This is a genomic window from Vibrio breoganii, assembly GCF_024346795.1.
Taxonomy (GTDB): domain Bacteria; phylum Pseudomonadota; class Gammaproteobacteria; order Enterobacterales; family Vibrionaceae; genus Vibrio; species Vibrio breoganii.
This window is the reverse complement of the sequence record NZ_AP024864.1, coordinates 2,402,900-2,425,058: the sequence shown is the minus strand read 5'-3', so window position 1 is coordinate 2,425,058 and position 22,159 is coordinate 2,402,900. Positions and strand designations below refer to the sequence as shown.

Sequence of the window (22,159 nt, the reverse complement as noted above, 5' to 3'; positions counted from 1 at the left end):
AAATGCCAAAACGTAATGACATTAAAAGCATTCTAATTTTAGGTGCTGGCCCGATCGTAATCGGTCAGGCGTGTGAGTTTGACTACTCTGGCGCACAAGCGTGTAAAGCACTTCGTGAAGAAGGCTACCGAGTAATTCTAGTTAACTCAAACCCAGCAACTATCATGACTGACCCGGACATGGCCGATGCAACATACATCGAACCAATCCAGTGGGAAGTAGTACGTAACATCATCGCTAAAGAACGCCCAGATGCAGTCCTACCTACCATGGGTGGCCAGACGGCACTTAACTGTGCACTAGACCTTGAAAAGCATGGCGTACTTGCTGAGTTTGACGTAGAAATGATCGGCGCAACGGCTGATGCGATTGATAAAGCAGAAGACCGCTCTCGCTTCGATAAAGCGATGAAATCAATTGGTCTTGAGTGCCCAACGGCTGATACAGCGAAAACTATGGAAGAAGCTTACAAAGTTTTAGACATGGTAGGCTTCCCTTGTATCATTCGTCCATCGTTCACTATGGGCGGTACTGGTGGCGGTATTGCGTACAACAAAGAAGAATTTGAAGAGATCTGTCGTCGTGGTCTGGACCTATCTCCGACAAACGAGCTTCTTATCGATGAATCTCTAATCGGTTGGAAAGAGTACGAGATGGAAGTGGTTCGCGACAAAGCGGACAACTGCATCATCGTATGTGCGATTGAAAACTTCGACCCAATGGGCATCCACACCGGTGACTCAATCACAGTAGCACCAGCTCAAACCCTAACGGATAAAGAGTACCAATTGATGCGTAACGCGTCTCTTGCAGTACTTCGTGAGATTGGTGTAGAGACAGGTGGTTCAAACGTACAGTTTGGTATCAACCCGAAAGATGGCCGTATGGTTATCATCGAGATGAACCCACGTGTATCTCGCTCTTCAGCTCTAGCATCTAAAGCAACAGGTTTCCCAATCGCTAAGATTGCAGCGAAACTGGCTGTAGGCTTTACTCTGGACGAGCTAATGAATGACATCACTGGTGGCGCAACTCCAGCATCATTCGAACCAACAATCGACTACGTAGTGACTAAGATTCCTCGCTTTAACTTCGAGAAATTTGCAGGTGCTAACGACCGTCTAACCACACAGATGAAGTCTGTTGGTGAGGTTATGGCGATTGGTCGTAACCAACAAGAGTCTCTACAGAAAGCACTGCGTGGCCTAGAAGTTGGCGCGACTGGTTTTGATGAGATGGTTGACCTAGATGCTCCTGACGCATTGACTAAGATCCGTCACGAGCTAAAAGAAGCTGGCGCTGAGCGTATTTGGTACATCGCGGATGCATTCCGTGCTGGTATGTCTGTAGATGGCGTATTTAACCTAACGCAAATTGACCGTTGGTTCCTAGTTCAAATTGAAGACCTAGTGAAACTAGAGCAACAAGTGAAAGCAAACGGCTTTGCTGGCTTGAACAAAGACGCTCTAAACCAATTGAAGCGTAAAGGCTTTGCCGATGCTCGCCTATCTAAGCTACTAGGTGTATCTGAAAGCGAAATTCGTCGCCTACGCGACCAGTATGACATTCACCCTGTTTACAAGCGTGTTGATACTTGTGCTGCTGAATTCTCGTCTGATACTGCTTACATGTACTCGTCTTACGATGAAGAGTGTGAAGCAAACCCAACAGACAAAGACAAGATCATGATTCTAGGCGGCGGTCCAAACCGTATCGGCCAAGGTATTGAATTTGACTACTGCTGTGTTCACGCCTCTCTAGCACTGCGTGAAGATGGCTACGAAACTATCATGGTTAACTGTAACCCTGAGACCGTTTCTACTGACTACGACACATCAGATCGTCTGTACTTCGAACCAGTAACTCTGGAAGACGTATTAGCCATCGCTCGTGTTGAGAAGCCAAAAGGCGTTATCGTTCAGTACGGTGGTCAAACACCATTGAAACTGGCGCGTGCTCTTGAAGCTGCAGGCGTACCTATCATCGGTACTAGCCCTGATGCTATCGACCGTGCAGAAGACCGTGAGCGTTTCCAAGTTGCTGTAGACCGTCTAGGCCTACTTCAGCCAGAAAACGCAACAGTAACAACAATGGAGCAAGCGGTAGAGAAATCTCGTGAAATCGGCTTCCCACTGGTTGTACGTCCTTCTTACGTATTGGGTGGTCGTGCGATGGAAATCGTATACGACGAGCAAGACCTACGTCGCTACTTCAACGAAGCAGTTAGCGTATCAAACGAATCTCCAGTACTGCTTGATAGCTTCCTAGATGACGCTGTTGAAGTAGACGTTGATGCCATCTGTGATGGTGAGCGCGTTGTAATCGGCGGTATCATGGAGCACATCGAGCAAGCGGGTGTTCACTCAGGTGACTCAGCATGTTCACTTCCGGCTTACACCCTAAGCCAAGAAATCCAAGATGTGATGCGTGAGCAAGTAGAAAAGCTAGCGTTTGAGCTAGGTGTTCGTGGCCTAATGAATACTCAGTTTGCGGTTAAGAACAACGAAGTGTACCTAATCGAGGTTAACCCTCGTGCAGCGCGTACTGTACCGTTCGTCTCTAAAGCGACGGGTGCTCCAATTGCTAAAATTGCAGCACGCGTAATGGCGGGTCAATCTCTAGAAGCTCAAGGCTTCACTAAAGAGATCATTCCACCATACTACTCAGTGAAAGAAGTGGTACTACCGTTCAACAAGTTCCCTGGTGTTGACCCACTATTGGGCCCAGAAATGCGCTCTACTGGTGAGGTTATGGGTGTTGGTGCAACGTTTGCCGAGGCTTACGCTAAAGCTGAATTGGGTTGTGGCAATGTGTACCCTGAAGGTGGCCGTGCGCTTCTTTCTGTTCGTGAAGGTGACAAAGAGCGCGTCGTTGACCTAGCCTCTAAGCTAACTAAGCTTGGCTACCAATTAGATGCTACTCACGGCACTGCAGTAATCCTTGGTGAAGCTGGTATTAACCCGCGTCTTGTGAACAAGGTACACGAAGGTCGTCCTCATATTCTTGACCGTATCAAGAACAATGAGTACACCTACATCGTGAACACTGCTGCTGGCCGTCAAGCGATTGAAGACTCTAAGGTACTTCGTCGTGGCGCTCTAGCTGAGAAGGTGAACTACACTACAACGCTAAACGCAGCATTTGCTACTTGCATGGGTCACACTGCGGACGCTAAGACTAGCGTAACCTCAGTACAAGAACTGCATGCAAAGGTTAAATCTAGCCTAGCGTAACAACGATTTAAAAATAATAAATAGGCGGGGGTATAGCCTCTGCCATGACAACCTCATTTGCCCGCTTTATGCGGGCTTTTTTCTGTTTGTCGTTTTTGCCTTGATGAATTATTGCATTGATGAATTCTTGGAATGAGTTGCTTGCGCAGAATTCGCTATTGTGACGTTAGTCACAATGATACTGTAGCGCCCTAACATTATTATATGGTCCCCTAAACATGGAAGTCAGCTTCGAGGTTCTTACATTTCTATTCTTTGTTGCCGGCATAGCGGGGTTTATCGACGCTATGGCAGGGGGGGGCGGGCTTTTGACACTGCCAGCTCTATTGGCGGCAGGTGTACCCCCAACGCAAGCCCTTGCTACGAATAAACTTCAGAGCTCATTTGGCAGTTTCTCTGCTAGCTTTTATTTTGTTCGTAACGGTTTGGTTAACCTAAAAGAGATGCGCCTTGCCATTGGGTGTACCTTTATTGGTGCGGCAATCGGCGCAGAAGCAGTACAGTATATTGATGCTAGCCTTTTAACCAGCCTTATCCCTGCGTTACTGATTTTGATTTCCCTGTATTTTTTACTGGCACCGCAGACGCGTGCATCGGCCGGTAAACAGACAATGTCTGAGGCGATGTTTGCCTTGATGATCGGCGGTGGCGTTGGCTTTTATGATGGTTTCTTCGGACCTGGCACAGGCTCAATCTTTACGGTTTGCTTTGTGGCTATTGGGCATTTCTCATTAGTGGATGCGACCGCTAGAACCAAGGTATTGAACTTTACCTCAAATATTGCCGCGCTGACCTTCTTTATTTTAGCGGGTCTACCTATTTGGGAAATAGGTCTAGTCATGGCTGTTGGCGGATTTATCGGTGCTCGATTTGGCGCTAAGGTGGTGGTATCTAAGGGGCAAAAATGGATTCGCCCATTGGTGATCTTTATGTCAATGACGATGGCTCTGAAGCTGCTCTGGGAACAGCATCAGCAATGGTTTCAATCAGTGTTTTTACTCTTTCATTTTTAAGTGATTTGGCGCGAACACAAAGGTGAACAGGACGCACTAATGACTGCAGTTCTTTAAACTCAAATATGTGTTGCGAGGCAATGTTGAGTGTCTTAATGATTGATTGAGGGATCAGGGCGGGAGCAAGCCCGCCCAGCGCAAGTCTAGCCGCCGCAGTATAAGAGTCCATCTCCATTAATGGGGATACCCCAAGCACACTCAAAAATTCCAATTGATAGGTATTAGCGGGGTTGGTCAGATCGTTGCAGATAAGTCCTGTGGGCAACTCAGTTAAATGATTACCACTGACCACAAAGAAAGGTTCATCAAATAGATGGAAGGTTTTTAAGCCATGGCGTTTGGGTAGGTATCCTGCACACAAGCCTAATGTCGCTCTTCCTGACTGTACATTCTCTACGATTCTTGGGGTATGGTTGGTGGTGATAGATAGGGCTCTATCTACTGCCCGAAAATACTCTATTTGAGTAGACAGGTAACCTGATAACAAGGTTTCTGAGCAGTCCATTTTGATGATGGCATCGGATGATAGGGTTTGCTCATCACTGATTAGGCCTTGCAGCTCAATAAAAGTAGGGCCGACATTGCGAATTAGCGCCTCAGCCGCTGGCGTTAAGCGAATGAGTCTGCCGTCGGGTTCAACTAACTTTTTGTCTAACTTCTTTTCAAGATTCGCAATGCGTTTGCTTACGGCTGATTGGCTAATATAAAGCTGAGAGCCAGTGCGGCTCATGGTTTTTTCTTTATTTAACACCAACAGTGTTTCTATACCTTCGAGTAGCATGCTCAGTCGTGAAAATGTGGAATAGATAGCTGACAGTGTAGTGCTATCAGCTACAAGCCACAAGCTAGAATCTAGAAGCTAGAAGCTAGAAGCTAGAAGCCTGACTTTCATACACAAGTCTTGTTATCTAATCTCAGTGTGATCTAATACTTCTTTTAGCTTATTAGGTCACACTTTCTATGTTTACTTCCAACTCTGAGCACTGGGCTGAATTTATTTTTGGTCGTGCACAGCTTGGCGATCCTCGTCGCACTAACCGCCTGGTTAAAGTAGCCAGTGATCTAGCTAAAAACGCTGGTAAATCGGTGAGTCGTTCTTGTGATGACCCTGCCAGTATCGAAGGTGCTTACCGCTTCATTCGTAACGATAGTATCAGCCCCGAAGCCATTGCTGAGGCTGGGTACACTCAAACTGACGAGTTAGTTCGTCAGCGCCCTTTAGTCTTAGCACTCCAAGATACTACTGGTCTGAGCTACCGCCATTCTGTTTGTGAAGAACTCGGCGAAGTCAATTCAGGGAGCGACACCCGCCACAGTAATAAAGGACGAACACTCTATGCTCATTCCACATTGATGTTGGATGCTCAGAGTGAACAAGTGCTTGGGTTGGCTTATCAACATTATTGGTACCGACAAAGTAAGCAAGTACAACAAACCCATCAATTACAATGCAGAGAGCGTAGCGAAAAAGAGAGTTATAAATGGCAACATAATGTTGAACAACTCTCATCACGACTTGAAACACTCGACAATGTCATTGATGTTTGTGATCGCGAAGCGGATATGTACGAATACCTAGACTATCAAATCAGTCAAGGTCACCGTTTTGTCGTACGAGCAAGCGACAATCGACGCTTAGTCGGCTTTGATGAAAAGCTTTTTACAGTACTCGATGCCCTTGAACCAAGCGCTCACTACACCATAGATATTCAACAGAAAGGTGGACGTCGAGCGCGAACCGCAACGATAGCATTGAGTCATACATCGGTGACGTTGCAAAAGCCTCAACGCGCTAAAGCAGAAGCCACTATTACTGTAAATGCCGTGGTCTGCCAAGAAGTCGAACCCAACGGCGAAAAAGGTAAATTACGCTGGGTACTTTATACGACCGAACCAGTGACAACTCCCGAAGAAGCTCGTCAAATAGCTCGCTACTACGAACTAAGGTGGCGCATAGAGGAGTTTCATAAAATCTGGAAATCAGAAGGTACACAAGTAGAAAGATTGCGTATGCAAAGTCGTGATAATTTACGTCGTGTAGCCGTTATTCAAGCCTTTATCGCAGTACGTTTATTTCAGTTACGGGAACTGACGCAAAACAAGGAAGAGGCGAAGAATATTCCATGCACGGTTTATTTCAGTAACGTCAGTTGGAAAATACTATGGAAAGCGGCGCACAAAACTAAGCCAATACCAACAGAGCCCCCTTCACTGCATTGGGGATATTACGCCCTCGCCAAGTTAGGTCGCTGGCATGATAGTAAACGGAATGGTCGTGTGGGAGTTGTAGCATTATGGGATGGCTGGTTACAGCTAATGCAACTAGTCGAATCCTATGAAATGCTCAAAGGACTCGACTTGTGATCAAGAGACAGGCTAGAAGCTAGAAGCTACAAGGTGTTATCGATTAAGGGCAAAGGTGGGCAAAGACAAATGCCAACGAATTGCGGCTAAGCGTATGGATAGGGTTACCGCGATACCGCCTAACATGGCGCTGGTAGAGCTCAGCCCAAGCATCAATAAGCCTACGTGCATGCTTCCTCCAGCCATACAGGCTGTGGCGTAGACTTCACTACGAAGTACCATGGGGATTTCGCGAGCGAGAATATCACGCAGGATACCACCGCCACATCCCGTGAGTACGCCCATCATCACTGCAATTAAGTGAGAGTCTTGGTAGGTCAACGCTTTTTCAACGCCAATGCCGACGAAGGCGGCTAAACCAATGGCATCACATACAGGGAGTAGGTACCAAGCCACGCGTTTGGGGCGTCGCACAATCAGCATGGTGATTAAGCTGGTGATAATTATCACCCAGATATAGCTGGTATCGCCGATCCAAAAGACCGGCGTTGCACCAAGCATCATATCGCGGATAGTCCCGCCACCAATGGCGGTAACCGATGCCAGAACCATCACCCCAAAAGGGTCCATTCTCAATCGACCTGCTAGCAGTACTCCAGAAATCGCAAAGATAGCGGTACCAAACAGGTCGATAAAGTACAGCAGGCTCATTATGCAGCTTTAACCAATGACAACATGTTAAGAACCATCTCAGACGAGCTTTCTGCTGCTAGCGGCAAGAACTCTTCAAAGCTCATTGGTGACTCTTTGTCTGCCACATCAGAAATAGCGCGAACGACAACAAAGGGTACGTTAAATTGGTGACAGGTCTGTGCAATGGCAGAGGCTTCCATCTCTACAGCAATAACAGAAGGGAAGTTTGTACGAATTCGTTGCTGGGCTTCAGCTGTGCATACGAAGGTGTCGCCAGTACAAATTAGGCCATGGACCGCGTGTTTGTCGCCCATTTTATCCAGTGCAGATTGCGCTAGATTGATCAGCTTCTCATCCGCTTTAAATGCCGCAGGTTGGCTAGCCATTTGGCCAATTTCGTAACCAAATGCCGTGACATCGGCATCGTGGTGGCGAACCTCTGTGGAGATAATCACATCACCTAGGTTTAGTGTCGAATCGAAGCCGCCCGCAGAGCCAGTATTGATGATGACGTCAGGTTGATGTTCACTGATCAGTAGCGTTGTGCCTACTGCTGCCGCCACCTTACCGATGCCCGATTGAAGTAGAACGACTTCAACACCATCGATATCGCCAGAGAAGAAGGTGCAGCCACCTTTTTTCTCTTCTTTCATTTGGTTGATAGATTGTTTTAGGATGGCAACTTCTTGTTCCATCGCGCCGATAATGCCGACTTTCATGAAAATCTCGCTCTGATCAATATAGCTATGTAGATAGAGCGAGATTGTAGCATAGGAGTTTTAGGGAGGAGAGATTTATACCAATCACACTGAGTATTTTAACCCGCTAGGTATTAAATCAATCCTGCTTGTTTCAGTGCCTCACGCAGTGCGTCAGCACGTTTGCGGTTTACCCCAAAATCCGAGTGCCCAGTGCGAGATTCCGAGCGAACGATCAGCGTGTTACCATCGATACGAAGCTCAAGATCATCCACAAAGCGGAATACTCGGCTGGTGTACTCGATCCGCAAATAGTCCTGCTCTTTGTCTGCGGTCTTTGCGCGTCCTAGACTTAATGCCGCTTTTTCAATGTCGTCCAAGCTGGCATTTTCCGTTAGCGTAAAGGGCGCTAGCGTAAACTCTTCACGGCTATCTTGCGTTGATACACAATTGGGTTTGTCACCACAAGGCTGAGCACTTCGGTCTTGCATGCTTATCTCTCCATTACTGCAGCCAAGTAGCGTTGTTGCCACTAAGGCTAATGTGAATATTTTGAACATCTTATCTCTCTATACATCAAGGAAGTCGAGTATGCCATCAGCAGCCTTGCGACCTTCATCAATAGCCGTTACCACTAAATCAGACCCTCTTACGGCATCGCCGCCAGAGAAGATCTTCTTGTTAGAGGTTTGAAACGCAAAGGCTTGATCGGCAGGGGCTTTAATTCTTCCCCATTGGTCCAAATCAACACCATGAGGTGTTAACCAGTCCATGGCATGGGGTTGAAAGCCAAAGGCCATAATCACAGCATCCGCTGCTAACACGTGTTCACTGCCAGCGACCTCAACAGGGCGGCGACGGCCGGCTTCATCGGGTTCACCAAGGGTGGTTTTTACTACTTTGACGCCGGTGACATTGCCATTGTCATCGACTTCGATTCCCAGAGGCTGCAGGTTAAATTGAAAATCAACGCCTTCTTCACGCGCATTCTTCACTTCACGTCGTGAGCCGGGCATGTTCTTTTCGTCGCGGCGGTAGGCACAAATCACATTGCTGGCATTTTGACGAATGGAGGTGCGTACACAGTCCATCGCCGTATCGCCACCACCAAGTACAACCACTCGCTTATCTTGCATGCTGACCAGTGGGTGTTTGTCCTCAAATCCCATAACGTCATAGGTGTTGGAGATCAAAAATGGCAGGGCATCATAAACGCCATTGGCATCCTCATTGTCCAAACCCGCTCGGATATTCTTGTAGGTGCCAACACCTAAAAAGACGGCGTCATGTTGTTTGATGAGTTCATCCATAGAAATGTCTTTGCCGACTTCTGTATTGAGCTGAAACTCAACGCCCATTTCAGTGAATATCTTGCGTCGGTTTTGCATCACCTCTTTTTCCAGCTTAAAAGAGGGGATGCCGAAGGTAAGAAGCCCGCCGATTTCAGGGTAGCGGTCATAAACGACAGCCTTAACCCCATTGCGAACCAAGATATCTGCTGCTGCTAATCCTGCTGGTCCAGCACCTATGATGGCGACGGTTTTGTCTGTCCATTCAACATTGGACATGTCGGGCTTCCAGCCCATTTCAAAGGCTTTATCGTTGATGTATTTCTCTATGTTGCCTATGGTGACTGCGCCAAACTCATCGTTTAGGGTACATGAACCCTCACATAATCTGTCCTGAGGACAGACTCGCCCACACACCTCTGGAAGAGAGTTGGTTTGATGAGACAGCTCTGCCGCCTCTATAATGCGTCCTTCATTGGCCAGTTTTAGCCATTGAGGAATATAATTGTGAACGGGGCATTTCCACTCACAATAGGGATTACCACAATCTAGGCATCGATCAGCTTGCGCGCTGGCTTGCTGCTTGGTAAAGGGTTCATAGATCTCCACAAACTCTATCTTGCGGATCTTCAATGGTTTCTTCGCCGGATCGACACGACTTACATCGATGAATTGATAAACATTCTGACTCATAACTCAGTATCCTTACTTCGAGCTCATTACTGAGCTTGAACCCTTAATTCAGCGGCGCTACGGCTTTGATGCCCTAGCAAGGTGTTCAAATCTGCAGCCTTTGGTTTGATCAGGTAGAACCTTGGTATCCAATGGTCAAAATTCGCCAAGATAGCTTCGGCATGAGAAGACGCTGTTTCTTCAAGATGCTCTGCAATTAAGCCACGCAAGTGTTCTTGGTGAATAACCAAAGATTCAAGAGAGATAGCCTCTACAGACTCTTGGTTTACGCGGCCTTGGAAGTCTTGGTTATGGTCAAATACGTAAGCGAAACCGCCCGTCATACCTGCGCCAAAGTTAACCCCCGTCGCCCCTAAGATAGCGACAATACCACCGGTCATATATTCGCAGGCATTGTCACCCGCACCCTCGACCACTGCTATAGTGCCAGAGTTACGCACCGCAAATCGCTCTCCAGCTCTCCCTGCCGCAAACAGTTTGCCACCCGTTGCACCGTACAAACAGGTGTTACCGATAATGGCCGCTTGCTGACTTTCAAAGGCTGAACCTAAGTGAGGTCGGATGGAAATCTTGCCGCCAGCCATGCCTTTACCTACGTAGTCGTTGGCATCGCCAGTGAGCTTAATGTTTACGCCTCCAGCGTTCCAAACCCCAAGAGACTGTCCTGCTGTGCCGTTTAGGTTTAAGCAAATAGGGGAGCCTGCGACACCTGCATTACCATATCGCTTGGCAATCTCACCAGAAAGGCGAGCGCCAATAGAGCGGTCGGTATTCTTCACGTCATAATAGAGATTCAACGGCGCTTTAGCTTCAACCGCTGCCAGTGCTTCTTCAACGATAGTTTGGTTGAGGAAGGCCTTATCAAACGGCTTGTTCGGTTCAGACCAGAATACAGGTGCACCCGTAGGAGAGACTGGAGTCTCAAGGATATCACTGAGATCAAGCTTACTTTGTTTAGCGGTAAAGCCTTCGACAACCTCAAGTAAGTCGGTGCGACCAATCAAATCTGTCAGCTTCTCTACGCCGAGTTCAGCCAGATAACCTCGAACCTCTTCGGCAAGGCCAGTGAAGTAGTTGATGACCATTTCCGGTAGGCCTTTGAAATATTCCTTACGCAGGGTTTCATCTTGAGTGGCGACGCCAGTAGCACAGTTGTTAAGGTGGCAAATTCTCAAAAATTTACAGCCCATTGCGACCATTGGTGCGGTGCCAAAACCAAAGCTTTCAGCGCCTAAGATTGCGCCTTTAATCACGTCTAGCCCTGTTTTTAAACCGCCATCCACTTGCAGGCGAATCTTGTGGCGAAGCCCATTCGCCACCAGTGCTTGTTGAGTTTCAGCAAGCCCTAGTTCCCATGGACTGCCGGCATATTTCACAGATGTCAGTGGGCTAGCGGCCGTGCCGCCGTCGTATCCTGAGATAGTGATAAGGTCGGCATAAGCCTTAGCCACACCCGTGGCAATGGTGCCAACACCCGGTTCTGAAACCAACTTCACCGATACTAAGGCATCTGGATTGACCTGCTTAAGGTCAAAGATCAATTGCGCTAGATCCTCAATGGAGTAAATGTCGTGATGAGGTGGAGGGGAGATCAAGGTTACCCCTTGCACTGAGTGCCTTAATTTAGCAATTTCTGCCGTCACCTTGTGACCCGGCAACTGACCGCCTTCGCCGGGTTTTGCTCCTTGCGCTACCTTGATCTGCAGAACATCTGCATTGGTAAGGTAATGAGGAGTAACCCCAAAGCGGCCTGAAGCGACCTGCTTAATGCGGGAGTTGCGGTTGGTACCAAAGCGACTTGGATCTTCGCCCCCTTCTCCTGAGTTGGAGTAGCCACCAAGATGGTTCATGGCTTGAGCCAGTGCTTGGTGGGCTTCAGGACTTAGAGCGCCGATGGACATAGCTGCGGAGTCGAAGCGCTTGAACAGCTCTTTAGCGGGTTCAACTTGCTCACTAGCCAAAGGTTGCGGGGCTTTCTTGAGCTGCATTAAATCACGCAAAGTCGAGACTGGGCGCTGATTTACCTGATTGGCGTAGGTTTGATAATCTTGGTTTTCCCCTGTTTTTACTGCCGTTTGCAGTTGGCTAACGACGTCAGGGTTGTAGGTATGATACTCACCACCGTGAACATATTTTAGTAGGCCACCATGTTCGATATCTTTACGTTTCGCCCACGCTTTTCGAGATAGGTTAAATAGGTCTTGTTGGAAGTCATCGAAGTGAGCGCCTTGAATACGGCTACTGACACCTTTAAAGCACAGCTCAATGATGTCTTGATGCAGACCAACGGCTTCAAATAGTTGTGAGCAGCGGTAAGAGGCAATGGTCGAAATGCCCATCTTCGACATGATCTTAAACAGCCCCTTATCTATACCCTTACGATAGTTAAGCATGACCTCGGCATACGGCTTATCGATGCCACCGTTATCGATTTGCTCTGCCAGTATTTCGTAGGCGAGGTATGGATAAACGGCGGTTGCGCCAAAGCCAAATAGAACCGCAAACTGGTGAGGGTCGCGAGCGGTGGCGGTTTTAACGATGATATTGGTATCACAGCGCAATTGCGCTTCTACCAATCGGTTTTGTACTGCGCCCACTGCCATAGCAGCAGGTATAGGCAGCTTACCTTTTTCTAGGTTTCTATCGGATAGCACTAGTAGCACCGCGCCATCACGCACCGCTTGCTCTGAGGCATCACATAGGGCTCTGATGGCTTGCTCTAGAGAAAGCTCATCTGGTGAGTAGCATAGATTAAAGTACTGATGCTTATAATGTTTCTGATTCAGCTCCAGCAGTTGTTGCATGTCAGAGTAGAGCAACACAGGAGAATCAAAGGTCACTCGATATGCGTGCCCATCGGTCTCGTTAAAGACATTCATCTCTTTACCGACACTTGTGGCAAGAGACATGACGTGTTTTTCACGTAGTGGGTCTATAGGAGGGTTGGTGACCTGAGCAAACTTCTGTCTAAAATAATCGGTCACTAGGCGCTCGCGTGAAGAGAGCACCGCCATCGGCGTATCATCCCCCATAGAACCAACCGCCTCTTGGCCCATGTCACCGAGAACCTTAAGAACTTGCTCTCGCTCTTCTCGGCTGAAGGCGAATTGCTTTTGGTAGGTCTTAAGCTCGTCATTGCTCAGGCTACGCTGTCCGATTTCATCACTGCTCAAGTCAGAGAAAGGGGTGAGCTTATGAACGTTGTTCTCCATCCATTCGCGATAAGGGTGGCGACTCTTTAAGTCGTTATCGATTTCGTCGGAGTGCCACAGCTTGCCTTCTTTGGTATCGACAACCAGCAGTTCGCCAGGACCAACTCGTCCTTTTTCAGACACCTCGTCCGGCGCGTAATCCCAGATCCCAACCTCTGATGCTAGGGTGATCAGCTTGTCTTTAGTGATGACGTATCGCGCAGGACGCAGGCCATTTCGGTCTAAGTTACAGGCTGCGTAGCGTCCATTCGACAACACAATACCTGCAGGCCCATCCCAAGGTTCCATATGCTTAGAGTTGAAATCATAGAAAGCACGTAAGTCAGGATCCATATCTGGGTGGTTTTGCCACGCAGGTGGCACGAGCATACGCATGGCCCTAAAGATATCCATGCCGCCAGCGAGGAAGAGATCAAGCATATTATCTAGGCTTGATGAATCAGATCCTGTTTCATTGACAAATGGAGCGGCGGTTTGCAGATCGGGCAGCAATGGTGAAGAGAACTTGTAGGCTCGAGCTTTCGCCCACTGCCTGTTTCCTTGAATGGTGTTGATCTCGCCATTGTGAGCAAGGTAGCGAAACGGCTGTGCCAGTGGCCAGCGAGGCTGAGTATTGGTCGAGAAACGCTGGTGGAATAAACAGATCGCAGACTCAAGGCGAAGATCCGCTAGATCAAGGTAGAAGCGCGGTAGATCCGCGGGCATGCACAGCCCTTTATACACGATCACCTTGGTTGAAAGGCTACAGATATAGAAGTCTTGTTGCTCAGAGAGTGCTTTCTCAATTCGGCGTCGCGCTATATATAGACGGCGCTCAATGTCTTTCTCGCTCCAGCCCGCAGGTGCAGAAACAAACACTTGCTCAATAGAGGGTAGGGATTCTAATGCAATAGGACCCAACACATCGCTATTGGTTGGTACGGTTCGCCAGCCTTCGACTGATAGTGTCTCTTGTCCTAGTTCTTTATTGATGGCCGCTTTGCATTGCTGACTGATAACAGGATCGCGGCTTAAGAAAAACATGCCTACGGCATATTGCTTACCTAGGTTCCATTGTTGCTCTTGGGCAATCATACGGAAGTAAGAATCGGGTTTTTGCAGCAACAGTCCACAACCATCACCCGTTTTACCATCGGCGGCAATACCACCACGGTGGGTCATTCTATCCAGTGCTGATATGGCTGTGCGTACTAATTTATGACTTGCCTCGCCTTCCATATGGGCGATTAATCCAAATCCACAGTTGTCTCTTTCTAAGCTCGGATCATACAAAGCCATCGCATTACTCCTTTTGCTCATTGCCTTAGCAATGACATCTCCATTGAATATCTATACCAATCGACTCAATAACTGTTCATTCTAGTTGGTTAAATATGTCACATTATGGATACATTTTTTTTGCATGGGTTTGACAAATTAAATCCAAAACGGAAAAAGGTCAAGGAGTGAACGATGCAGAAGTAGGGTGATGTGAGGCAGTTTACGCGAGATATAAAAAAGGCCAGCGTTGTTACGGCTGGCCAAAGATTGAAATTTTTAACTGTCTAACTATTCAGCAAGCATTAAAGAATCAGCTTTAGCTTCAAGGTTAGAGTTTTGCATTAGGTATTTGTCGATTGCGATTGCGCTCTCGCGGCCTTCGTTGATACAGCGAACAACTAAAGACTGCCCTGTGCGCATATCACCGGCAGCAAATACCCCTTTTTGGTTTGTTGCAAAGCCTTCGCTTGCGACATTGCCTCGGTCATCCAGTTTAATGTCCAACTGAGCTAAAACGCCCGTTGGCTCTGGATGCAAGAAGCCCATTGCTAGGAACGCCAAATCACAAGGGATCACACGCTCACTGCCTGCCACTTCTTTAAATGATGGACGCTCACCAGGAGCTGCATCTTGCCAAACGATATCAGCAATACGTAGACCTGTTACCTCACCCTTATCGTTACTGATAAATTCTTTGGTTAGGATGTTCCAATGACGCTCACAGCCTTCTTCGTGAGAAGTGGTTGTTTTCATGATCATTGGGTATTGCGGCCATGGCATGTTAGCAGGGCGTTTCTCTGGTGGGATCGGCATGATCTCAACCTGAGTGATGCTCGCCGCTTTATGGCGGTTAGAGGTACCTACACAGTCAGAACCCGTATCACCACCACCGATAACCACAACATGTTTGCCTGCCGCGTGAATTTCTTCACCCTTTAGGTCCATATCGTTAGCGCGACGGTTGTTTTGACCTAAGAACTCCATAGCGAAATGAACGCCTGATAGTTCGCGACCTGGGATCGGAAGATCACGCGGTACAGTCGAACCACCGGTCAGCAACACAACGTCAAAGTCTTGGCGTAATTGCTGAGCGTTGATATCAACACCAATGTGAGCGTTCACTTCGAACTTCACACCAGCTTCAGCCATAAGGTCAATCTTACGGTCGATGATGTCCATGCCTAGTTTAAAGTCAGGGATACCAAAACGCAGTAGACCACCCACTTTCTCGTCACGTTCAAATACCGTCACGCAGTGACCAGCACTGTTTAGCTGCTCAGCCGCGGATAGACCCGCAGGACCACTACCAATGATTGCAATGCTCTTGCCTGTGCGAGCACGAGGCTTCTTAGGCTTGGCATAGCCTTCTTTGTAGGCACGCTCAACAATCGTCTTCTCGATGTTACAGATAGTAATAGGGTCTTGGTTGATCCCTAATACACAGGCTGTTTCACACGGAGACGGACAGACACGGCCCGTAAACTCTGGGAAGTTGTTAGTAGAGCTTAGAATGTTCCAAGCTTCTTCCCAGCTGTCACGGTAAACCGCATCGTTGAACTCAGGAATGATGTTGCCGATTGGGCAACCGCTGTGGCAGAAAGGTACGCCACAGTCCATACAACGTGATGCCTGAGTATTGATCTTTTTGCCGAACTCTTCGTTGAGTACAAACTCTTTGTTGTCCTCGATACGAACAGATGGGTCGCGTTTTTGTGGAAGCTCACGACCGTGCTCCATAAATCCAGTAGGCTTACCCATGATTAAACTGCCTCCGCTTCTGTTTGTTGCTCAGCGACTGCCTTACGCTTCTGAAGAACCGCTTTGTAGTCACGTGGCATTACTTTCACCATTGACTGCAAGCTCACTTCAAAGTTGTCTAGGAAAGACTGAGCAACCTCACTTCCTGTGAATTGAACATGTTTAGTTAGCATATCGAGTAGCAGAGCTTTGTCTTCTGCTTCGATAGGGTCTAGGTCTACAAGCTCAGCGTTAAGCTTGCTTTCAAAATCGCCACCTTTATCCCAAACGTACGCCACACCGCCACTCATACCAGCAGCAAAGTTACGACCTGTTGAGCCAAGGATTACAGCTACACCACCTGTCATGTATTCACAACCATGGTCGCCGATACCTTCAACAACCACTTTCGCGCCCGAGTTACGAACACAGAAGCGCTCGCCAGCTAGACCACGGATGTAAGACTCACCTGAAGTTGCACCGTAGAAACAAACGTTGCCCACAACAATGTTGTCTTCAGGAATGATGCTTGAGTTAGCATCTGGATAGAGTACTAGCGTACCGCCAGATAGGCCTTTACCCCAGTAATCGTTCGCATCGCCCTCAACCTCAAACTTCACGCCCTTAGCAAGGAACGCACCGAATGACTGGCCTGCACTACCGTTGAACTTAACTTTCATTGGTTCAGGTAGGCCTTGGTCTTTGTACACCTTCGAGATTTCGTTAGACAACATGGTGCCTACGCTTCGGTCGGTGTTGATGATTGGGAATTCAGCCTCAACAGCAGCACCATTCTCTAGAGCAGGAATCGCCGTTTGGATAAGTTTGCGGTCCAATACATCTTCAAGATTATGGTTTTGCTCAATCTGGTTAAATACGCCGTCTTCTGCACGCGCTGGTTCTACGTGTAGAACTGGCGTCAAATCTAGGTTCTTGTATTTCCAGTGTGCGATATCTTCACGAACTTTTAGTTTGTGAGACTGACCAACCATCTCTTCGATAGTGCGGAAGCCAAGCTCAGCCATGATTTCACGCATGCCTTCAGCCATGTATTGGAAGAAGGTCACAACGTCTTCTACGCGGCCATCAAAGCGCTCACGCAGAGTTTTGTTTTGAGTTGCGATGCCAACAGGACAGGTGTTTTTATGACACTTACGCATCATGATACAGCCTTCAACTACTAATGCTGCGGTTGCTACACCCCACTCTTCAGCGCCAAGTAGTGTTGCCACTGCAAGGTCACGAGGAGTTTTCATTTGGCCATCAGACTGAACAACGATACGGTTACGTAGACCGTTCTTCAGTAGTGTTTGGTGAGTTTCAGCTAGACCTAGCTCCCACGGCAAACCAGTGTGACGGATAGACGACATTGGCGATGCACCTGTGCCGCCATCAAAGCCAGCAATAAGAACCACGTCGGCTTTCGCTTTCGCTACACCTGATGCGATCGTACCTACACCCGCTTCTGATACTAGCTTCACGTTAACGCGGCCAGCACGGTTTGCGTTCTTCAAATCGTAGATCAGCTGAGCCAAATCTTCGATTGAGTAGATATCGTGGTGTGGCGGTGGTGAAATTAAGCCAACTCCTGGAGTGGAGTGACGGGTTGCACCGATCCAGTCATCGACTTTATCGCCCGGTAGCTGACCACCTTCGCCTGGCTTAGCACCCTGCGCCATCTTGATCTGAACTTCGTCAGAGTTGGTCAGGTAGTAAGAGGTTACACCGAAGCGGCCTGACGCCACCTGCTTGATAGCAGAGCGTTCCCAATCACCGTTCTCTTTGCGCTCAAAACGAGATGGGTCTTCGCCACCTTCACCTGAGTTTGATTTTGCACCGATGCGGTTCATAGCAACAGCAAGGGTAGAGTGCGCCTCGTAAGAGATAGAGCCAAATGACATAGCACCTGTCGCAAAGCGCTTCAGGATGCTTTCGATTGGTTCTACTTCTTCAATTGGGATAGAACCTGCTGGGTTCTTAACAAAGTCCAACTGGCTACGCAAAGTGGCAGCGTTATCACCTTGGCTATCAACCGCTTGGGTGTATTGCTTAAACTGTGCAAAGTCTTTGTCGCGAGTTGACTGCTGTAGCAATGAGATGGTTTCAGGGTTAAACAGGTGTTTTTCACCACGCTGTTTCCACTGATAAACACCTCCGACATCAAGTAACTGTACTGGGATCTCACGCGTCGGGTAGCCGATACGGTGACGAACCATCACTTCTTTAGCGATGTCATCAATAGTTAGACCCTGAATACGAGAAACCGTACCCGTGAAGTACTTATCAACAACAGATTTGCTGATACCGAGTGCTTCAAAGATTTGAGCGCCGTGGTAAGACTGCAGTGTTGAGATACCCATTTTAGAGAAGATCTTCAGTAGACCGCCATTGACGCCCTTACGGTAGTTCTCGAATAGGTCTTTAATGTGCGCTTCTGGGTCGAGCTTCTTCGTGCGTTGCAGATCAACCATAGTTTCAATAACTAGGTAAGGGTTAATTGCGTTAGCACCGTAACCGATCAGCGTTGCAAAGTGGTGCGTTTCGCGAGCGTCGCCCGTCTCAACCACAATGTCACACTTAGCACGTAGACCTTTACGAATTAGATGGTGGTGTACTGCGCCCACTGCCAGCATCGCAGGGATTGCGGCATGGTTCGAGTTCACGGCACGGTCAGTCAGAAGGATGATTGAGTAGCCATCGACTACCGCATCTTCAGCGTATTGGCAGATACGTTTTAGGGCGCGCTCTAGCTTGCCTTTGTCTTCGCCTGCTTGGAATACGATATCCAGAGTTTTAGCTTGCAGGTGCTCGTTATCGATAGCACGCAGTTTCTCTAGTTCAGAGTTCGATAGAACCGGAGACTCAAGCTCTACTTTTTGACAGTGTTCAGGCGTTTCAGTCAGTAGGTTATGATCCTCACCAAGGTAAGTATTCAAAGACATAACCATGCGCTCACGAATTGGATCGATTGGCGGGTTGGTTACCTGAGCGAACAACTGCTTAAAGTAGTTAGAGAGATGTTGTGACTGATGCGATAGCACGGCTAGCGGCCAGTCAGCACCCATAGCAGAAAGAGGCTCTTTGCCTTCTTTTGCCATTGGTACAATGATTTCGTTGACTTCTTCAGAGCTAACACCGAATGCTTGCTGCTTGTGCAGTAGGCGATCAGGAGAAGGTTGATTGAATTCGTTTTCTGCATCTGGCAGTTTTTTCAGGCTCAATAGGTTTTCTTCAACCCACTTCTCATACGGCTGAGCGTTTGAGATTGAATCTTTCACTTCTTCATCAGAGATGATGCGACCTTGTTCTAGATCGGCAACGAAGATACGACCAGGTTGCAGGCGACCACGGAATTCAACGTTTTCTGGTTCAATTTCTACTACGCCAGACTCTGATGCCATTACTAGGAAGTCATCTTTAGTCACTGTGTAGCGAGAAGGGCGCAGACCGTTACGGTCTAGTGTTGCACCTACTTGAACACCATCAGTAAAACATACTGATGCAGGGCCGTCCCATGGTTCCATGATGTTTGCGTGATACTGATAGAAAGCACGACGCTTAGGGTCCATGTTCTTGTTCTCTTGCCATGCTTCTGGGATTAGCATCATCAGAGCATGTGGAAGAGTACGGCCGGATAGCACTAGAAGCTCTAGAGCCATATCGAAGTTGGATGAATCTGAGCTACCTTCTTGACAGATAGGTAGAAGCATGTCGATTTCAGCTTGGCTGAATAGATCCGATTCAAGAATCGCTTCACGCGCCTTCATCCAGTTCAGGTTACCGCGAACTGTGTTGATCTCACCATTGTGCGCAATATAGCGGAAAGGCTGAGCCAGACGCCATCTTGGGAAGGTATTGGTTGAGAAGCGTGAGTGTACCAAGGCAAGTGCTGTCACCATGGTTGGGTTTTGTAGGTCAAGGAAGTACTGAGGTACTTGCTCTGTGGTTAGCTGACCTTTATAAACCAATGTCTTATAAGACAGTGAGTTGATGTAGAAGTCATCGCCAATGTTAGAAACACTTTCCAGACATACTCGAACAGTATAGTTACGCAGAACGTACAGCTTTCTTTCAAGCTCTTCAGGTGTTGTGCTTGGGCCACCTGTAATGAATACGTGTTCGAATTGAGGCTCAGTGCTTAATGGGTCGGCACCCAGCATAGAGTTATCAGTAGGTAGAACGCGATAGCCTAGAACTTCAAGGTCTAGTCGTTGTGCGTTGCGCTCTAGAATGTCACGACACTGTGCACGTTTGTACTCATCACGAGGGAAAAGTACGACACCCACACCGTATTTCTCGAAAGACGGCAGGCGAATGCCCAGTTTAACGGTCTCTTCTAGTAGAAACTCATGTGGCTTCTGAAGCAGGATACCTGCACCATCACCTGAACATGGATCACAGCCTTGGCCACCACGGTGTTCCATACGGGCTAGCATATCCAATGCTTGAGTTACGACTCGATGAGATTTTCGGTTTTTGAGGTGAGCAACAAAACCGATGCCACAAGCGTCATGCTCCAATTCAGGAGTATATAAACCCTGGGCTGATTGCTCTCTATCCAACATAGGTAAATCCTTCCAATCTAATACGGCAGTGGGAGTACTCCCGTGCCATTCCTTATAATTGTCTTCTTAAGGGCTAATTGTGTGCATTAGCCTGCTTCCATTCCGTCTCTCGCTGAAAAGTTTGCGAGAAAAACATTCCTTGGTCATTTCCAATATTTAGCTTCTGATTAATAGAATCTTATAAAGGTAGGTGTGGAATATGACCGACTATTCGTCTAAATTGAAGGCTTTAAATGAGCCGATTTTAGGCGATAGTTGTAACTATCCTACAATTTTGTCTAGCTTAATTCCAACTAAAGTTGCACCAAAATGGATTTTTTATGAACAGTTATTGGTTACATTTAGTTAACAAATATGCGTTTATATTCACATGCAACCCTTTGCGTGAATAGTTAGTGCAAAAAATACCCATCGAAATAAAAAAGTGAAAATGCTAAAATACGCGACCTTTGCTTGCAGGGATGTAATTTAGTTTCATGACAGGATGTCGGCCATAAATCGCTTTTACAGGTTAATACTCCAATGCAGTTACATGAACTCGTCAATACCTTAGGTCAGGACCTTCAACGTCGTTACGGCGAAAAGGTGCATAAACTGACTCTTCATGGTGGTTTTAGCTGTCCCAATCGCGATGGCACGATTGGCCGTGGTGGCTGCACGTTCTGTAATGTCTCCTCATTTGTCGATGAAGCGACACAAGTACAAGCAATCCAAGTTCAACTGAGCGATCGCTCCAAAGAAATTAAGCGCGCTAAGAAGTACTTTGCGTACTTTCAGGCGTATACCAATACCTTTGCTGAGGTTCAGGTCCTTAGAAACATGTATGAAGAAGCCCTAGAGTCTGCCGATATCGTGGGGCTTTGTGTTGGAACACGCCCAGACTGTGTTCCTGATGCGGTGATGGACCTGCTGGTGGAGTACAAGCAAAAAGGTTATGAAATCTGGCTGGAGTTGGGTCTGCAAACTGCAAACAACGGTACGCTAAAGCGTATTAATCGTGGTCATGACTTCGAATGCTATGCAGAGATCACCAAGAAAGCCCGTGAAAATGGCATTAAGGTATGTACGCACTTGATTGTGGGCCTGCCTAAAGAGACCAAGCAAGACAACATTGAAACCCTACAAAAAGTGCTCGAAGTCGGCACTGATGGTATCAAGCTGCACGGCTTACATATTGTGGAAGGCAGTACCATGGCCAAGGCATGGAAGGCGGGAAAACTTGAAGCTCCAGAGCTAGAAGTTTACGTTGATATTGCGTCGGAATTGATTCGAATGACACCTCCAGAGGTGGTTTATCATCGTGTCTCTTCGGCTGCGCGCAGGCCTACTTTGTTATCCCCATTATGGTGCGAAAACCGCTGGTTAGCGATGACCGAAATAGGGCGAGCCTTGGATCGCGATGGTGCGCAGGGCTCTCTTATTGACCAACCCTTCATCTACACTAAGCCGGTATTGAGTTAAC

The 22,159-nt window shown here is 47.7% G+C and carries 12 protein-coding genes; 4 read left to right on the top strand and 8 right to left on the bottom strand.

Going from position 1 to position 22,159, the window contains the following annotated elements; translation table 11 throughout:
- Positions 1-2 precede the first annotated feature (2 nt).
- A complete protein-coding gene (carB, locus tag OCU35_RS11205; protein WP_261825370.1) occupies positions 3-3,233 on the top strand; it encodes a carbamoyl-phosphate synthase large subunit in 3,231 nt (1,076 codons plus the stop codon).
- Between the two features lie 218 nt (positions 3,234-3,451).
- On the top strand, positions 3,452-4,246 hold the full coding sequence (locus tag OCU35_RS11200; RefSeq protein ID WP_017026856.1) for a TSUP family transporter: 795 nt from the start codon (positions 3,452-3,454) through the stop codon (positions 4,244-4,246).
- On the opposite strand, the gene OCU35_RS11195 is transcribed toward OCU35_RS11200, so the two are convergent.
- On the bottom strand, positions 4,161-5,027 hold the full coding sequence (locus tag OCU35_RS11195) for a LysR family transcriptional regulator (RefSeq protein WP_102322195.1): 867 nt from the start codon (positions 5,025-5,027) through the stop codon (positions 4,161-4,163). The genes OCU35_RS11200 and OCU35_RS11195 overlap by 86 nt on opposite strands.
- Positions 5,028-5,206: 179 nt before the next feature.
- On the opposite strand from OCU35_RS11195, the gene OCU35_RS11190 reads away from it, so the two are divergent.
- On the top strand, positions 5,207-6,610 hold the full coding sequence (locus OCU35_RS11190) for an IS4 family transposase (RefSeq protein ID WP_261825301.1): 1,404 nt from the start codon (positions 5,207-5,209) through the stop codon (positions 6,608-6,610).
- Between the two features lie 36 nt (positions 6,611-6,646).
- Here OCU35_RS11190 and OCU35_RS11185 read toward each other — a convergent pair whose 3' ends face one another.
- The 7 genes from OCU35_RS11185 to gltB (OCU35_RS11155) form a co-directional block, all read right to left on the bottom strand.
- Positions 6,647-7,261 (bottom strand): trimeric intracellular cation channel family protein, encoded by a 615-nt coding sequence (locus OCU35_RS11185; protein ID WP_017243583.1) that lies wholly within the window; start codon positions 7,259-7,261, stop codon positions 6,647-6,649.
- Positions 7,261-7,962 (bottom strand): 5'-methylthioadenosine/S-adenosylhomocysteine nucleosidase, encoded by a 702-nt coding sequence (gene mtnN, locus OCU35_RS11180; protein ID WP_017026860.1) that lies wholly within the window; start codon positions 7,960-7,962, stop codon positions 7,261-7,263. The genes OCU35_RS11185 and mtnN overlap by 1 nt, the downstream gene beginning before the upstream one ends.
- 113 nt (positions 7,963-8,075) lie before the next feature.
- Positions 8,076-8,501 carry a DUF1499 domain-containing protein gene (locus tag OCU35_RS11175; protein ID WP_017243581.1) on the bottom strand — a complete coding sequence of 142 codons (426 nt, stop codon included), beginning with the start codon at positions 8,499-8,501 and terminating at the stop codon, positions 8,076-8,078.
- Between the two features lie 9 nt (positions 8,502-8,510).
- Entirely contained in the window at positions 8,511-9,923 is a 1,413-nt protein-coding gene (locus OCU35_RS11170) for an FAD-dependent oxidoreductase (RefSeq protein WP_261825369.1), read from the bottom strand.
- A gap of 26 nt (positions 9,924-9,949) precedes the next feature.
- On the bottom strand, positions 9,950-14,413 hold the full coding sequence (gene gltB / locus OCU35_RS11165) for a glutamate synthase large subunit (protein WP_261825368.1): 4,464 nt from the start codon (positions 14,411-14,413) through the stop codon (positions 9,950-9,952).
- 270 nt (positions 14,414-14,683) lie between these two features.
- The gene (locus tag OCU35_RS11160) at positions 14,684-16,153 is read right to left on the bottom strand and encodes a glutamate synthase subunit beta (protein ID WP_065209464.1); all 1,470 of its coding nucleotides are present in this window, start codon (positions 16,151-16,153) and stop codon (positions 14,684-14,686) included.
- Between the two features lie 2 nt (positions 16,154-16,155).
- Positions 16,156-20,697 carry a glutamate synthase large subunit gene (gltB, locus tag OCU35_RS11155; RefSeq protein ID WP_065209465.1) on the bottom strand — a complete coding sequence of 1,514 codons (4,542 nt, stop codon included), beginning with the start codon at positions 20,695-20,697 and terminating at the stop codon, positions 16,156-16,158.
- 522 nt (positions 20,698-21,219) lie between these two features.
- Between gltB (OCU35_RS11155) and OCU35_RS11150 the strand changes: the two genes are divergently transcribed.
- The gene (locus OCU35_RS11150) at positions 21,220-22,158 is read left to right on the top strand and encodes a TIGR01212 family radical SAM protein (RefSeq protein ID WP_261825367.1); all 939 of its coding nucleotides are present in this window, start codon (positions 21,220-21,222) and stop codon (positions 22,156-22,158) included.
- Position 22,159 lies beyond the last annotated feature (1 nt).